Below are 15,916 nucleotides of genomic sequence, written 5' to 3'. Positions count from 1 at the left end.
CTCAGCCTTCCATAGCGCCCGTCGCGAGCCGGGCCGCGACCGGGCCCGCACAGGCGGCGATCGGCTGGCTGCCGGGCACGCCGGAACCGTCGCGGCGCCCGGTCGGCTCCGGGAGGTCGACGGGGGCACCGCTGCTGGCGGCCGCGCGGGCCGGTGCCCGACCTGCCCACGCGAAGACGAGGACGTCCTCGCCCTTGAGGAAGCGGTGGCAGCGGACGCCGCCGGTGGCACGGCCCTTGGCGGGGTATTCCGAGAACGGAGTCACCTTGACCGCGCCGGGCTCGGTGCCGGGCAGCGCCGTGGAGGACCCCGACGACGTGACGAGCACGGCGTCGTCGGCCTCGAAGGCGCCGAAGAACACCACGTGGTCGCCCGCACCGAGCTTGACGCCGGCCATGCCGCCGCCCGAGCGGCCCTGCGGACGCACCAGGGAGGCGCTGAACTGCAGCAGCTGGGCCTGGCCCGTGACGAAGCAGAGCGTCTCCTGGCCGGTCGTGAGCTCGACGACGCCGACGACCTCGTCGCCGTCCTTGAGCCCGATGACCTCCCACTCGTCGCGGCCGAGGACCTCGGGGTTCACGCGCTTCACGACACCCTGCTTCGTGCCGATCGCGAGGCCCGGACCCTCGGTGCCGAGCGACGTCAGTGCCAGCACGCGCTCGCCCTGCTCGAGCGAGACGAACTCGCTGACGGGGTTGGAGCCGGACAGGTGGGGGTCGTTGGCGCTCGCGGGGAGCGTCGGCAGCTCGAGGGCGTCGAGCTTGACCACACGGCCGCGGTTGGTCAGCAGCCCGATCGTCCCGCGCGCGGTCGTCCGCACGGCGGAGACGACCACGTCGTGCTTGCTGCGCCCGCCGCCGGACCCGGGGAGCTCGTCGGTCGTGGTCCGCGCGAGCAGCCCGCTGGAGGAGAGGTAGGCGAAGCACGGGTCGTCGGCCACCTCGAGCGGCGACGCGGCCGCCGTGACCGCGGCGTTGCCCGCCGACTCGAGCAGGACCGTACGACGCGGCGTGCCGAAGGTCGCGGCGACCTCGCCGAGCTCGGTGGAGACGACCTCACGCAGCAGGCCCTCGTCGGCGAGGATCGCGTCGAGCTCCTCGATCTCCCGGCGCAGCGTCTCCTGCTCCTTCTCGAGCTCGATCCGGCTGAACCGCGTCAACCGGCGCAGCTGCATCTCGAGGATGTAGTCCGCCTGCGGCTGGCTGAGGTCGAAGACCGACATCAGCCGCTCCTTCGCGGCCGCGCTGTCGTCGCTGGTGCGGATGACCTGGATGACCTCGTCGATGTCGAGGAGCGCGATCAGCAGGCCGTCGACGAGGTGGAGCCGGTCGGCCTTCTTGTCGCGGCGGAACTGCGAGCGGCGGCGGACGACGTCGTAGCGGTGGTCGAGGAACACCTCGAGCAGCTGCTTGAGCCCCAGGGTGCGCGGCTGGCCGTCGACGAGCGCGACGGTGTTGATGCCGAAGGAGTCCTCCATCGGCGTCTGCTTGTAGAGCTGCTCCAGGAGCGTCTCGGGCACGAAGCCGTTCTTGACCTCGATCACGAGGCGCAGCCCCTTCTCACGGTCGGTGAGATCCTTGATGTCGGCGATGCCCTGGAGCTTCTTGCCCTGGACGAGGGTCTTGATCCGCTCGACGACCTTCTCCGTGCCGACGCCGTAGGGGAGCTCGGTCACGACGATGCCCTTGCGGCGTCCCACGGACTCGACCCGCGCCGTCGCGCGCATCTTGAACGAGCCGCGGCCGGCCTCGTAGGCGTCGCGGATGCCGTCGAGGCCGACGATCTTGCCGCCCGTCGGCAGGTCGGGGCCGGGGATGAACCGCATCAGGTCGTCGAGGGTCGCGTCGGGGTGCTTGACCAGGTGGCGCAGCGCCTGGACGACCTCGACGAGGTTGTGGGGCGGGATGTTGGTGGCCATGCCGACGGCGATGCCGGTGGTGCCGTTGACGACCAGGTTGGGGATCGCCGAGGGCAGCACGACAGGCTCGAGCTCACGGCTGTCGTAGTTGGCCTTGAAGTCGACGGTCTCCTCGTCGATCGAGGCCGTCATCGCCACCGCGGGCGGTGCCATCCGGCACTCGGTGTAGCGCATCGCCGCGGGCGAGTCGTCGGGCGACCCGAAGTTGCCGTGGCCGTCGATCATCGGCAGCCGCAGCGACCAGGGCTGGGCCTGCCGCACCAGCGCGTCGTAGATCGCGCCGTCGCCGTGGGGGTGGAGCCGACCCATGACCTCACCGACGACGCGTGCCGACTTCACGTGTCCCCGGTCGGGCCGGAGGTTCATGTCGTTCATCGTGTAGAGGATCCGCCGCTGCACGGGCTTGAGCCCGTCGCGGGCGTCGGGGAGCGCCCGGGAGTAGATGACCGAGTAGGCGTACTCGAGGAAGGACGTCTCCATCTCGTCCTTGATGTTGGTGTCGAGGATGTGCTCCTCGAAGTCGTCGTCCGGGGGAGGGTTCTTCGTCGTACGCCGTGCCATGCGCGCCATTCTTCACCGAACACCCGTTCGCCCCGACCGGGGCACGCCGGGCGGCGGGTACTGGTAGGCCTCCCGGAGGTTGAGGTGCGAGCGGAGCGAGCCACGAAACCGCGCTCGTCCACAGGCGACCCTTCGTCCGCGCCACTCCCTCGCGGCGTCCAGCAGACTCGAGGGATGGCTCGGACCTATTTGCTCGAGTGCGCCGCCGGGTCGTTCTATGCCGGCAGCACGATCGACCTCGAACGCCGTCTGACCGAGCACGACCTCGGCCTCGGCTCGCGCCACACGCGGCCGCTCAGGCGTCGACCGGTCCGTCTCGCGTGGTGCCACAGGTTCGAGCGGATCGACGAGGCGTTCGCGTTCGAGAAGCAGATCCAGGGCTGGAGCCGCGCCAAGCGCCTGGCGCTCATCGAGGGGCGGTTCGACGACCTGCCCCAGCTGGCCTCGAGGCCGCAGCGGTCCTGACGGGGGTTTCGTGGCTCGGGCGCTGGGCGCCCTCACGCCTCAACCTCCGGCACAGCCCGCACCTCGACCTCCGGGCGATAGATTCAGGGCATGGCCGAGGCCCCCCACCAGCAGACGACGGCTCCCAGGCACTGGGAGGCCGACGTGCTGCTGCGCGACGGGCGGACGGCCCACCTGCGGCCGATCCGGCCGGAGGACGCCCAGCTCCTCATCGAGTTCTACGCACGCGTCTCCGACGAGTCGAAGTACTTCCGGTTCTTCAGCCCGATGCCGACGCTGTCGGACCGCGACGTCGTCCGGTTCACCCAGGTCGACCACGTCGACCGGGTGGCGATGATCGTGGAGCTCGGCGGCCAGATGATCGCCGTCGGCCGCTACGACGTGGTGAAGCCGGGCGAGGCCGAGGTCGCCTTCCTCGTGGAGGACCGCCACCAGGGGCGCGGGATCGCCCAGCTGCTGCTCGAGCACCTCGCGCAGGCCGGCCGGGAGCGCGGGATCGAGCGGTTCATGGCGGAGGTGCTGCCGGACAACCAGAAGATGATCCACACCTTCCGCGATGCCGGCTACCACGTGGCCAGTGGCTACGAGGACGGCGTGATGGTGCTGGAGTTCCCCATCGACCCGACCGACACCTCCGTCGGTGTGATGGTCTCCCGCGAGCACCGCGCCGAGTCGGCCTCGATCGAGCGCTTCTTCCACCCGCGCTCGATCGCGGTGGTCGGGGCGAGCCGGCGCCAGGACACCATCGGCCAGGCGCTGGTGAGGAACCTCGTCACCGGCAACTACACCGGTCGCGTCCACGCCGTGAACCCGACGTCGGACGCGGTGTCGGGACTGCCGGCCTACAAGACCGTCAACGACATCCCCGACGAGGTCGACGTGGCGATCGTCGCCGTCCCCGCCGACGCGGTCCAGGACGTCGTCCTCGACTGCGCCGCCAAGGGCGTCCACGGCCTCGTCGTGATCTCGTCGGGGTTCGCCGAGACGGGGGAGGAGGGGCGCCAGCGGCAGCGCCGCCTGGTCGGGCTCGCCCGCTCCTACGGGCTCCGCCTGATCGGGCCCAACTGCCTCGGCGTGATCAACACCGACAAGGACACCTCGCTCAACGCGTCCCTCTCGCCGCTGATGCCGCCGGCGGGCCGGGCGGGCTTCTTCTGCCAGTCGGGCGCGCTCGGCTCGGCGATCCTCGAGAAGGTCAACAACCGGGGCCTCGGCCTCTCGACCTTCGTCAGCGCCGGCAACCGCGCCGACGTGTCCGGCAACGACCTCCTGCAGTACTGGGAGGAGGACGACTCCACCGAGGTCGTGATGATGTACCTCGAGTCGATCGGCAACCCGCGCAAGTTCTCCCGCGTCGCCCGCCGGGTCTCGTTGCGCAAGCCGATCGTCGCCGTCCGCTCCGGTCGGACGACGCAGGGCGTGCCGATGGGCCACGCGGTCCGCAAGATCGCCGCGCCCCAGCAGGCGGTCGACGCGATGTTCGCCCAGGCGGGCGTGATCCAGGTCGACAACCTCGACGAGATGTTCGACGTCGCCCAGCTGCTCGCCCACCAGCCGCTGCCGCGCGGGCGCCGGGTCGCCGTGGTCGGCAACTCCGACGCGCTCGGCCTGCTGGCCTCCGACGCCGCGGCCGCCGTGGGGCTGGTCGTCAACAAGTCCGTCGCCCTCGGCGCCGACGCGACCGCCGACCACTTCGAGGACGCGCTCGACGCCGCCATCGACGACCCCGACGTCGACGCGGTGGTGGCGGTCTACATCCCGCCGCTCAACGTCTCCGGCGAGGACGTCGCCAACGTCCTCGCGGCGGTCGGCGAGCAGTCCGACAAGCCGCTCGTCTCCTCCTTCCTCGGCGCGGAGGGTGTGCCCGAGCTGCTGCGGGTCCCGGACGTCGCCGGCCAGGTCGCGGGACGCGGCTCGGTGCCGTCCTACCCGGCGGTCGAGGCCGCCGTGCGTGCGCTCGCGCGCGTGGTCGGGTACGCCGTGTGGTTGCGCACGCCGGACGGCGCGACGCTGGATGCCACCGACCTCGACTCGGTCGGGGCGAAGCGGATCGTGCTCGACGCCCTGCGCGACAACCCCGACGGGGTGGACCTCGACGCCGACCAGGTGCGCGAGCTGCTGGCGGCCTACGGCATCGAGACGTGGGCCGAGCAACGCGTCGACACCCTCAAGGAGGCCCAGAAGGTCGGTCGCGAGCTCGGCTGGGACGTCGTCCTCAAGGCGACGGCCGGCCACCTGCGCGAGCGTCCCGACCTGGCCCACGTCTGGCGCAACATCGACTCCGCCGCCGAGATGAAGGACGCCTGGGAGTCCCTCAACCAGCTCATCACCAGCACCGACAGCGCCGGCTGGGTGGTCCAGAAGAACGCACCGCCCGGCGTGCCGGTCGCGATCAGCAGCATGGAGGACCCCCTCTTCGGCCCGGTCGTGTCCTTCGGCATCGCCGGACCGCTGACCGAGCTGCTCGCCGACCGCTCCTACCGGATCCCGCCGATCGGGGAGCACGACGCGGCGGCGATGGTCCGTGAGATCAAGAGCTCGCCGATGCTGTTCGGCTATCGCGGCTCGGAGGTCGTCGACGTCGCCGAGGTGGAGCGGCTGGTCCTGCGGGTCGCCCAGCTCCAGCACGACCTGCCCCAGATCACCTCGCTCGACCTGCCGCTGGTGCTCGCCGGGGGCGACCGGGCGTCGGTGCTGCGCGCGAGCGTGCGGGTCGACCCGGTGTCGCAGTCGCGCACCGACTGGTTCGCCCGGCGGCTGCCGTCGCAGGCCGGCGACACCTCACCCGGCTGAGGTGCGGTGGCGGGTTCGTGAGCGCGTGACAGACTGCGCCCCATGCGCACCCGCACGACCGACCACGCGACCGGGGACCGCGACCAGGCGGCCCAGCTCCGCGAGGCCATCGACCGCACCGGCTACTACCCCGAGGTCGTCCGCGACGGCGTCGCGAGCGCGGTCGCGGGGGAGACGGTCGTGTCGTTCTTCCTCCACCACGAGCCGACCTTCGACCGCGACGAGGTACGCCGCCACCTGACCGTCGTGGTGCTGACCCCGAGCCGGCTGGTGCTCGCCCACACCGACGAGCACGCCGGTGACGACCTGCTGCCCGAGCCCTACACCTCGACGTCCACCGAGGCGATCGCGCTGTCGTCGGTGAAGTCGGTCGTGGTCACCCGCATGATCACCAACCCCGCGGCCGGGGCCAGTCGGGCGGCCGAGGGCGTGCTCACCATCGGGTGGGGCGGCGTCGGGCGGCTCGACCTCGAGCCGGCGGGCTGCCAGGACCCCGAGTGCGACGCCGACCACGGCTACACCGGGTCGATGACCGCCGACGACTTCTCCCTGCGTGTCTCCGCCGCGGCCGAGGGTCCGGGTGCGGTGGAGCGCCTGCTGGCCTTCGCCGAGTCGCTCAGCGCGCTGACCCGCCCCGCGTGAGGCGCGCATGACCGACGGGGGAGCGGCCGGCTTCGTCGAGCCTGCCTACGCGTCCCACTCGCTGGCCGACGTCGTGCCCGCGGTGGCGGCGGCGCTGGGCCACCCGATCCAGCCCCCGCTCGAGGAGGCGCGGCTGCGGCTGCCCGACGCAGCGTCCTACGTCGTGTTCCTGGTCGACGGGCTCGGGGCCCAGCTGCTGCGGCGCCACGCCCACGCGGCCCCGTTCCTCTCCGAGCTGATGGACGACAGCCGGCTCGGCACGGCCGGAGTGCCGTCGACCACGGCCACCAGCCTGACCTCGCTCGGCACCGGCCTGCCGCCCGGCAGCCACGGCCTGGTCGGGTTCACCTCCCGCGTGCCCGGCACCGACCGGCTGCTCAACGCGCTCCAGTGGGACAAGCGGGTCGACCCGCTCGAGTGGCAACCCCACCCGACCGCCTTCACCCGGCTTGCCCGGGAGGGCGTCACGGTCACCTCGGTCAACAAGCGCGAGTTCCGCGACACCGGGCTCACGGTCGCCTCCCAGCGCGGTGCTGACTACGTCGGCGCGGACCGGGTCGGGGAGCGGATCGCCGGCGTCGTCGCGGCTGCGCGGCAGCGGCCGTCGCTGACCTACGTCTACGACGGTGACCTCGACTGGACGGGACACCGCTTCGGCGTCGCCTCGTCGGCCTGGCTCCAGCAGCTCTCGATGGTCGACGCCGAGGCCGAGCAGCTGCGCGACGCCCTGCCGCCCGCGACCCGGCTCGTCGTGGTCGCCGACCACGGGATGGTCGACTCGCCCGCCGAGTCGCGGATCGACGTGGACGACCACCCCGAGCTGACCGACGGGGTCGCCCTGCTCGGCGGCGAGGCCCGCTTCCGCCACCTCTACGTCGCCCGCGGTGCGGTCGACGACGTGGTGGCCGCGTGGCGCTCCACGTTGGCCGGTCGCGCGGAGGTGCTGACCCGAGACGAGGCGATCGGCCGCGGCTGGTTCGGGCCGGTCGACCCCGGCGTACGACCCCGGCTCGGCGACGTCGTCGTCGCCTGCACCGGCGACACGGCCGTGCTCTCCACCTCGGTCTTCCCCTACGAGGCGACCCTCGTCGGTCTCCACGGCTCCCTCACGCCCGCCGAGATGCTGATCCCGGTCGTCGTGGCGTGAGGGAGCACGCGCGTCAGTAGAGCGTCATGCGGGGTTCGCCGCCGACGAAGCCGGTGCCGGAGATGGCGCAGGTGCCGCCGCGGGTCGCGCCGCCGTTCCAGGCCTGCCGCACGCAGGAGCGGGTCGCGAGCTGGGCCCAGTAGTTCGGGTGGAGCGACTCCTGGATGTAGTAGGGGCTGCTCGCGCAGCACGTCGAGACGGTGCGGATCTGGTTGACCCACTCGGTCTGGTCGACAGCTCCGGGGGAGGTCCAGCTCGCGATCCCCTTCTCCTCGTAGAGCCCGACACCGGTCTCACACAGCCGGCGGCCGTTGAACGCCGAGGCGAGGTCGAGCACCTTGCTGTTCGCGACGCCCGCGTCGGCGACGGCGCCCTTCACGGCGTTGTTGATGGTCGGCAGTGCGGTGGCGTTGGCCCAGTTCGCGTCGGCGTTCCAGAAGCCGCAGCCGCCGGTGCTCTGGCGGGAGTAGCCGCTCTCGGAGTAGCGGAAGCCGCTGCCGTTCGGGATCGGCGAGGGGTAGGTCTGCACGAGCAGGGACCAGCTGCCGTCGGCGTAGCCGGCGTTGCGCATGGCGGTCCGGACGTTGCGGATGCCGGTGGCGATCCTCGCGCGGACAGCCGCGACGTTGGCGGAGGTGAAGTTGGACCTCACCGAGCTGTCGTCGTTGCAGTAGTTCTTGGCCCAGGTCGGGGAGGTCGCCCAGTTGGTCACGCAGGTCTGGACGATGTCGGCGAAGTTGAAGTCGTTGCCGCCGATGGAGACGACGACCATGCCGATGTGGTGGGTGGCGGCGAAGGTCTGCAGCATCGCCGCCTGGCCACGCTTGCCCGCCCCGTCGTCGAAGAAGTCGAGGCCGGGCTTGAAGTTCGAGCCGTCGGAGGTCGTGGTCCGGGCGCCCGAGCAGGCGAGGTTGAGGCCGCTGACGCCGCCGCCGATGTAGGCCTCGGCCGACGTCGAGCGGTGGCAGCGGTTGATGGTCTCGCCCGTGCCGGAGGCGTTGTCGAAGTACGCCGAGGCGCCGAGCGCGTCGGCACGCGAGGAGCTGGCGTTGCTGGAGCCGGCCCAGCGGCCGGCCTCGCCGCTGATGTAGCTGTCGCCGAGGGTGACGACCCACGGCGTACCGCTGCCGGGTCCGTCGGCGACGGCGGGGGTCGTGGGGGTGAGCACGGCCAGCAGGCCGGTGACGAGCGCGAGGAGCGCGAGGACGGGGGTGTGACGGCGCACGGATGTTCTCCCGAGAGTGAGATGTGATGTGGCTCTCGGAACCTAGTGACCCGGCGCCCGCCTGGGAAGACCTACTCCGGCCTGTTCACCCGCTCGCCGCCGACCTCGAAGGACGACGTGACCCCGTCGTACATCAGGTGGGCGACCAGTCCCTCCGCCGCGTGGGGCAGGTTGTGGCAGTGGTCCATCCAGAGGCCCGGGTTGTCGGCGAGGAGGGCGATCTCATAGCTCTCGCCGACACCGACCTCGAGCGAGTCGGTCCACCACGGGCTCCCGGTCGCGGCGACGCCGTCTCGGCTGAGCACCAGCGCGTGGTGGCCGTGCAGGTGCATCGGGTGGGAGTCCGGGCTGTCGTTGACGATCTCGAAGACGACGACGTCCCCCTCGGTGACCATGAACATCGGGACGTCGGGGTAGAGGCCGCCGTTCACCGTCCACCACAGCCCGGGGACGCCGTCGAGGAAGCCCGGCCGGCGGTCGATCACGTAGTCGAAGCGGCGGTCGGGCCGGGAGACGTCGAACGGCGGCGCCTCCGGCTCGCCGTAGTCGAGCAGGTCGAGCACCTCGCCGGGGCCCGGGGAGCGGACTCCGTCGGGATCCCCGGGACCGACGACGACCGACGCGCCGCCGGAGAGGTCGAGGCGGGCGCCGTCGGCGGGCACCGTGAAGCCCAGGTCGACGCGGCCTCCAGCAGGCACCTCGACACCGACGTCGGTGACGTCGGTCGGACCGTTCAGGTCGCGGCCGTCGACCGCCAGGACCCGGAAGTCGGTCCCGGGCAGCCAGGCCGTGGCGAGACCGTTGTCGGTGTTGACCAGCCGGAGCCGGACGGCGTCCCCGGGTTCGGCGACGACCGTCGTCGTCCCCGGCTGCCCGTTGACGGTCCCGCCCCCGCCGTACTGGTGCATCAGCACGACCTCGTCGACGTCGGACCCACCGCTGCCGCGGGGCTCGATGACGACCGCGCCGAAGAGGCCCTTCTGCACCTGCTCGTGGGACACCTGGTGGGAGTGATACCAGTAGCTGCCGGGATCCTCGGCCACGAAGCGGTAGACGTACTCCTCACCGGGCATCACCGCGTCCTGCGTGACGCCGGCGACGCCGTCGGCGGCGTTGGGGACGTCGATGCCGTGCCAGTGGAGGGTGGCTCCCTCGGCGACGTCGTCGTTGACCAGCGTCACCTCGACGAGGTCACCCTCGGTCGCGCGCAGGACCGGTCCCGGCGTGGTGCCGTTGACCGTGAACCGGTCGCCGTCGGTCGCGACGGTGAAGGTCTCCTCGACGTCGGCGGGGAGGCTCGGGTCGGCGACGAGGTCGGCGACCTCCGTGCCGTGGTGGTGGTCGTGGGCGCCCGCGGGCCCGCCGCCCCAGTCGGCGTAGCCCATCGCGGCCATGTCGTAGCGGTCGGGCAGCAGGCTGGCCTGCCACATCCAGCCGAGGGGCAGCACGAGGGCAGCCGTGGCGGCCCCGGCCAGCCAGAGGCGGGTGCCGGTGCGGACGGCCACGCCGTCAGGCGGTGACGGGTTGTCCGGTCGCAGCCGCCGGCTCGGCGGCGGCGCGCTTGCCGGCCATCATCGCCACGCCCATGAGGAGCAGGGCGTTGACGCCGTGGAGCGCGCCGAAGCCGGATCCCACCTCGCGCGAGAGCGCCGGCAGCACGACGACCTGCAGCACGACCAGCCCGAAGACCGCGCCAGCGAGGGCGACGCCGCCGCGGACCTTGGCGAAGAACGACACGATCAGCAGGAGCAGCGTCACGAGCGGGATCAGGATGATGCCGTTGAAGAACATGTGGATCGCGAAGCCCCACTCCGCGGTGAACTGCTGCTCGCAGTCGGTGCACTCGAGCAACGCCTTGTCGACGACTCCGTTGTCGTTCTGGATCCAGTTCGTGAGACCGAAGAAGGCCCAGGCGATGGCGCCGGCCTGCACGACGACGAGCACGGCGATGGCGTTGGCCAGGAACCGGTAGGTGGTGCGCATGAGTCCCCCCAGGAACGGGCACGGTGGGCACGTGCCTCGACCGGCCCGACGATCCTCCGAGAAACGGCTCGCGGAAAGCGATATCGGGATCGGTCTGGACCGGGTCAGCCGAAGGGGAGTGGTTCCGGGGCGAGCGAGACGGCCTTCGCACGGGCGGCCGTCAGCCGCCGGCGGTGGTGCTGGCGGCAGAGCACCTCGTAGGCGACGTCGGCGGGCGGCTCGTCGATCTTCTCGACGTCGCCGACGACGATCACCTCGCCCTCGGTGACCATGACGCCGTTCTCGGTGCGGGCGTTGTGGGTGGCGCGCTTGCCGCACCAGCACAGCGCCTCGACCTGGAGCGTGTGGACCCGGTCGGCGAGCTCGACGAGCCGGGCGCTGCCCTCGAACATCAGGCCGCGGAAGTCGGTGAGGATGCCGAAGGCGAAGCAGTCGATCTGGAGCTCGTCGACGATCTTCGCGAGCTGGTCGATCTGGCCGCGCGAGTAGAACTGGGCCTCGTCGCAGATCAGGTAGTCGATCCGCCCACCGGCGGTGAGGCTGGAGACGACGTAGGTCCAGAAGTCGAAGTCCTGCTCGACCTCGAGCGCGTCGTGGGTCAGCCCGAGCCGGCTGGACAGCTTGGCCTCGCCGGCGCGGTCGTGGGTCGTGAAGATCCGGCCGACCCGGCCGCGGGCGGCGTGGTTGTGGTTGGTCTGCAGGGCCAGGGTGCTCTTGCCCGAGTCCATGGTTCCGGTGAAGAAGTGCAGTTCCGCCACGGGGGAGGATCCTGCCATGCGCCACACTGGCGCCGTGGACCCCCGTGTGCGACAGGCGACCCCGTCCGACATCCCGGTGGTGGCGCAGATCTGGTACGACGGCTGGCGCGACGCGCACCTGGGGGAGGTGTCCGAGGAGCTGGTCGACGTGCGCACGCGGTCGTCGTTCGACGAGCGCGCTGCCGCCCGCGTCACCGACACCGACGTGGTGGAGGTCGACGGCGCCGTCGTGGGACTCGCGATGGTGGGCGGCGACGAGGTCGAGCAGGTCTTCGTGGCTCCGGCCTCGCGCGGCTCTGGGGCGGCCTCGCTGCTGCTCGACGCGGCCGAGCGCCGCGTACGCCGTCACGGCCACGGGTCGGCCTGGCTCGCCGTGGTGCCCGGCAACGCCCGTGCCCGAGCCTTCTACGCCCGCCGCGGGTGGCGCGACGAGGGCGACCTGGCCCGCGCCCTCACGGTCGGTGACCGCCGGATCGACGTCGACGTCCGGCGCTACACCAAGGTGGTCTCACCGTTGATCGACGTCGCCGAGCTCGCGTCACGCCTCGGCGAGGTGACCGTCCTCGACGTGCGCTACCGGATGGGCGGTCCCCCGGGACCCGAGCAGCACGCCGCCGGGCACGTCCCGGGAGCCGCCTACGTCGACATGGACGCCGACCTGGCGGCCGCCCCCGGCGCCCGTGGTCGTCACCCGCTCCCCGACACCGAGGTGTTCCTCGCCGCGATGCGCCGGTGCGGGGTCTCCTCCGACCGGCCGGTCGTGGTCCACGACGACTGGTCCGGGCACGCAGCGGCCCGCTGCTGGTGGCTGCTGCGCCACCACGGCCACCCCGACGTGCGGGTCCTCGACGGCGGCTGGGCGGCGTGGACGGCCGCCGGTGGGGAGGTCGCGACCGGCCCGGTGTCGCCGGAGCCGGGCAGCTTCGCCGGTCGTCCCGGCGCGATGCCGGTCGTCGAGGCCGACGGCGTGCTCGAGGTCGGCGTGCTGGTGGACGCGCGCGCAGCCGAGCGGTTCCGCGGCGAGACCGAGCCGATCGATCCCGTCGCCGGGCACGTCCCCGGCGCGGTCAACCTGCCGACGTCGACCAACCTGCGCGCCGATGGCAGGTTCCGGCCGGCCGACCAGCTCGCCGCGCTCTACGCGGCGGTCGGCGCCACCCCGGAGGCCGACGTGGCGGCATACTGCGGGAGCGGCGTGACCGCCTGCCACGACGTCCTCGCGATGGAGGCGGTCGGGATCCGCGCCGCGCTCTATCCCGGCTCCTGGAGCGAGTGGGTCGCCGACCCCTCCCGCCCGGTCGCCACCGGCCCTTGAGGCGTCGTCCCACCCGACACCAGCGTCGTCTCCTGCCGGATCCACGACCCTCAGGTCGGGTACGACGCGCCGCTCGGGGCTAGGAGCGCAGGACCTTCTCCATCGGCCGACCCTTCGCGAGCTCGTCGACGAGCTTGTCGAGGAAGCGGATCTGCTGCATCAGTGGGTCCTCCACCTCCTGCACCTTCACCCCGCAGACCGAGCCCGTGATCTGGGTCGTGCCGGGGTTGAGGGTCGCGGCGTCGAAGAACTCCGCGAACGACGTACGACGGGCGAGGTGCCCCTGCAGGGTCTCGTCGTCGAAGCCGGTGAGCCAGCGGATCACCTCGTCGACCTCGGCCTGCGATCGGCCCTTCCGCTCGGCCTTCGTGACGTAGTGGGGATAGACGTCGGCGACCGCGGTGGTGAAGATCCGGTGGCTCACGTCCGGGAGTCTAGGCGCGCGACTCGGCTGCGAGCCGGACGCCGAGGCCGGCGAACGTGAGCGCGAACGCCCGTCGCACCCGCACCAGGACCTGCGGCCGGGCGAGGACCGCGTCGCGCACCGCCGCCGCGAACAGGCCGTAGCCGAGGAAGACGACGAAGGTCATGGCCACGAAGACGGCGCTGAGCGCCAGCATCGTCGCCAGGGCACCGGCGCCGGCCGGCACGAACTGCGGGAGGAACGCGAAGAAGAAGATCGTGAGCTTGGGGTTGAGCAGGTTGAGCGTGACCCCGGCCAGCACGACCCGGGCCGCCGATGCGCGTTCCTGCTCCCGGGTCGCGGCCTCCAGCGAGAGGGCGCCGCGGTCGTGCCACGTCGCCCAGGCCATGTAGAGCAGGTAGGCGACGCCGGCGTACTTCACGACGGCGAAGGCGACGCCGCTCGCGTGGAGGAGCGCCGCCAGCCCGGTGATCGCGGCGAGCAGGTGGGGGAGGGTGCCGAAGACGCCGGCGAGGGCGGCCAGCACGGCCGTGCGCCGACCGTGGGCCAGGCCCGCCGTGATCGCGTAGAGCGCCCCGGTGCCAGGGGTGGCCACGATGACGAACGAGGTGAGCAGGAAGGTCACGCTCACCAGTGCACCCCCTTGAAGACCTTGGCCAGCATGATCTGCTCCGACTCGCGACCACCGGCCTGGGCGTCCGAGCCGCGCGCGGCCGCCGAGTCGGGGAAGACGTGGTAGGCCATGTTGAGGACCCGGAACGCCGTCTTCGGCGCGACGGTGTGGGCGACGGCGCCGGCGTTGCCGAGCAGCGTGTTGATCTCGTGCGGCCGGTCGACGATCGCCTTGACGACGAGGTCCGCCGCCTGCGCCGGGCTGATCGTGGGGAACTTGTCGTAGAGCTTGGTCGGCGCGATCATCGGCGTCCGCACCAGCGGCATGTGGATGCCGGTGAAGGTGACGCCGTCGCCGACGAGCTCCGAGGCCACGACGTTGCTCCACGAGTCGAGCGCCGCCTTCGACGCGACGTACGCCGAGAAGCGCGGCGGGTTCGTCTGGACGCCGATCGAGGAGATGTTGACGACGTGGCCGCGCCGCTGCTCACGCATCGTCGGCAGCAGGCCCATCACCAGCCGGATCGCGCCGAAGTAGTTGAGCTGCATGGTCCGCTCGAAGTCGTGGAAGCGGTCCTGCGACAGCTTCAGCGACCGCCGGATCGAGCGGCCGGCGTTGTTGACGACGACGTCGATCGACGGCAGGTCGGTGACGAGGTCCTTGCACAGCCGATCGATGGCGTCGAGGTCGGAGAGGTCGCAGGGATAGACGTAGGCCGTCCCGCCGTGGTCCTCGATCGCCGCCTGGGTGGCCTCGAGCTTCTCCCGGCCCCGGGCCACCAGCACCGGGACGCCGCCGGCCTGCGCGACCTTGAGCGCGGTGACCTGGCCGATGCCGGACGAGGCGCCGGTGATCACGACGTACTTGCCGGTCAGGGCCTCGCGCGCACCGCGGTCGCGGGCGGTGGAGGTGTCGAGGTGCTCCTCCCAGTAGGACCACAGCGTGCGGGCGTAGGACTCGAGGTCGGGGACGCCGATGCCGGAGCCGGCGAGCGCCTGCTCCGTGCGCCGGGAGTCGAACGTGGCGGCGAAGCGGACGTGGCCGAGCACCTCCGGCGGGATGCCGACCCGGCCGAGGGTCTGGGCGAGGACCGCCTGCGCCGGCGCCGACTTCACCAGTGACGTCGCCAGCTCGAGCGGCCGCAGCCGACGGGGGATCAGGCCGAGCGGCCCCGCGTGGGTGACGTCGCGGTCGATCGGGGTCGCGAACGTCGGGGCGCCGGCCGCGGCGCAGAACATGTTGATCATGTCGACGACCGGCTGCGGCTCGGGGTTCACGAGGTGGAAGGCCTCGCCGTCGCGGCCCTCGAGGTGGGCGAGGTGGTCCATCGCCTTGGCGACGTAGTCGACCGGCACGACGTTGGTGTCGCCCAGGTCGACCCCGACCAGCGGCAGCCACGCCGGCAGCCGGTCGCGCAGCAGCTTCATCAGCGGGAAGAAGTAGTAGGGGCCGTCGATCTTGTCCATGACGCCGGTCTGGCTGTCACCGACCACGATCGCGGGCCGGTAGACCCGCCACGTCACGGTCGCCTCCTCACGGACGATCCGCTCGGACTCGTACTTCGTGCGGTGGTAGGGGGAGGGCAGCGGCTGGCCCTCGGCGAACATCGACTCGTCGAACCGACCGTGGGCCTCGCCCGCCGCGGCCACCGACGAGACCTGGTGGAAGCAGCCGACACCGAGTGCCTCGGCCAGCGCGACGGCGTGACGGGTGCCGTCCACGTTGAGCGCCTCGTTGGTGGCGTCGTCGGCGGTCATGTCGTAGATCGCGGCGAGGTGGAAGAAGTGGTCGACCTCGCCGACGTGGGCGGCCACCCACTCCGGGTCGACGCCGAGCGCGTCGGAGCCGAGGTCGCCGACGACCGGGACGACCCGGTCGGTGTCCCAGCGCTCGATCATCCGCTGCATGCGGGGGAGGGAGCCCTCGCGGACGAGGACGAAGACCTCGCCCTCCCGGTGGTCGAGGAGCTCCTCGACCAGGAAGCGTCCGATGAACCCCGTGGCGCCGGTGACGAAGTACGACATGGGCGGAGGGTACCGACTGGTAACCGGGCCCGACAGCCCTCAGGCCGA

At 72.0% G+C, this 15,916-nt stretch carries 13 protein-coding genes; 5 read left to right on the top strand and 8 right to left on the bottom strand.

Features of this window, described 5'->3' with window-relative positions:
- Window position 1: 1 nt before the first annotated feature.
- Window positions 2-2,479 (bottom strand): DNA gyrase/topoisomerase IV subunit A, encoded by a 2,478-nt coding sequence (locus ABD091_RS01100; protein WP_343915268.1) that lies wholly within the window; start codon window positions 2,477-2,479, stop codon window positions 2-4.
- Between the two features lie 174 nt (window positions 2,480-2,653).
- Between ABD091_RS01100 and ABD091_RS01095 the strand changes: the two genes are divergently transcribed.
- From ABD091_RS01095 to ABD091_RS01080, 4 genes are all read left to right on the top strand, one after another.
- A complete protein-coding gene (locus ABD091_RS01095; protein WP_343915267.1) occupies window positions 2,654-2,944 on the top strand; it encodes a GIY-YIG nuclease family protein in 291 nt (96 codons plus the stop codon).
- 90 nt (window positions 2,945-3,034) lie between these two features.
- Window positions 3,035-5,737, top strand: a complete 2,703-nt coding sequence (locus ABD091_RS01090) for a bifunctional acetate--CoA ligase family protein/GNAT family N-acetyltransferase (RefSeq protein WP_343915266.1) — start codon at window positions 3,035-3,037, stop codon at window positions 5,735-5,737.
- Window positions 5,738-5,779: 42 nt separating this feature from the next.
- On the top strand, window positions 5,780-6,379 hold the full coding sequence (locus ABD091_RS01085) for a DUF5998 family protein (protein WP_343915265.1): 600 nt from the start codon (window positions 5,780-5,782) through the stop codon (window positions 6,377-6,379).
- 7 nt (window positions 6,380-6,386) lie between these two features.
- Entirely contained in the window at window positions 6,387-7,526 is a 1,140-nt protein-coding gene (locus ABD091_RS01080; protein WP_343915264.1) for an alkaline phosphatase family protein, read from the top strand.
- A gap of 13 nt (window positions 7,527-7,539) precedes the next feature.
- On the opposite strand, the gene ABD091_RS01075 is transcribed toward ABD091_RS01080, so the two are convergent.
- The 4 genes from ABD091_RS01075 to ABD091_RS01060 all read right to left on the bottom strand — a co-directional run bounded on the left by ABD091_RS01075 (window position 7,540) and on the right by ABD091_RS01060 (window position 11,492).
- Entirely contained in the window at window positions 7,540-8,751 is a 1,212-nt protein-coding gene (locus ABD091_RS01075; RefSeq protein WP_343915263.1) for an SGNH/GDSL hydrolase family protein, read from the bottom strand.
- Between the two features lie 71 nt (window positions 8,752-8,822).
- A complete protein-coding gene (locus tag ABD091_RS01070; protein ID WP_343915261.1) occupies window positions 8,823-10,256 on the bottom strand; it encodes a multicopper oxidase family protein in 1,434 nt (477 codons plus the stop codon).
- Between the two features lie 4 nt (window positions 10,257-10,260).
- Window positions 10,261-10,734 carry a hypothetical protein gene (locus tag ABD091_RS01065; RefSeq protein ID WP_343915260.1) on the bottom strand — a complete coding sequence of 158 codons (474 nt, stop codon included), beginning with the start codon at window positions 10,732-10,734 and terminating at the stop codon, window positions 10,261-10,263.
- 104 nt (window positions 10,735-10,838) lie between these two features.
- Entirely contained in the window at window positions 10,839-11,492 is a 654-nt protein-coding gene (locus ABD091_RS01060) for a thymidine kinase (protein WP_343915259.1), read from the bottom strand.
- Window positions 11,493-11,508: 16 nt separating this feature from the next.
- Between ABD091_RS01060 and ABD091_RS01055 the strand changes: the two genes are divergently transcribed.
- Window positions 11,509-12,807, top strand: a complete 1,299-nt coding sequence (locus ABD091_RS01055; RefSeq protein ID WP_343915258.1) for a GNAT family N-acetyltransferase — start codon at window positions 11,509-11,511, stop codon at window positions 12,805-12,807.
- A gap of 79 nt (window positions 12,808-12,886) precedes the next feature.
- Here ABD091_RS01055 and ABD091_RS01050 read toward each other — a convergent pair whose 3' ends face one another.
- The 3 genes from ABD091_RS01050 to ABD091_RS01040 are packed head-to-tail and all read right to left on the bottom strand — an operon-like array spanning window position 12,887 to window position 15,868.
- A complete protein-coding gene (locus ABD091_RS01050; RefSeq protein ID WP_343915257.1) occupies window positions 12,887-13,231 on the bottom strand; it encodes a DUF2200 domain-containing protein in 345 nt (114 codons plus the stop codon).
- Window positions 13,232-13,241: 10 nt separating this feature from the next.
- Window positions 13,242-13,862 carry a LysE family translocator gene (locus tag ABD091_RS01045; protein WP_343915256.1) on the bottom strand — a complete coding sequence of 207 codons (621 nt, stop codon included), beginning with the start codon at window positions 13,860-13,862 and terminating at the stop codon, window positions 13,242-13,244.
- Complete coding sequence (locus ABD091_RS01040) at window positions 13,859-15,868, bottom strand: SDR family oxidoreductase (protein ID WP_343915255.1); 2,010 nt, start codon at window positions 15,866-15,868, stop codon at window positions 13,859-13,861. The genes ABD091_RS01045 and ABD091_RS01040 overlap by 4 nt, the downstream gene beginning before the upstream one ends.
- Between the last annotated feature and the right edge of the window lie 48 nt (window positions 15,869-15,916).

Source organism: Nocardioides aestuarii (assembly GCF_039527245.1).
Classification (GTDB): domain Bacteria; phylum Actinomycetota; class Actinomycetes; order Propionibacteriales; family Nocardioidaceae; genus Nocardioides; species Nocardioides aestuarii.
This window is presented reverse-complemented; position numbering and strand designations above follow the sequence as displayed.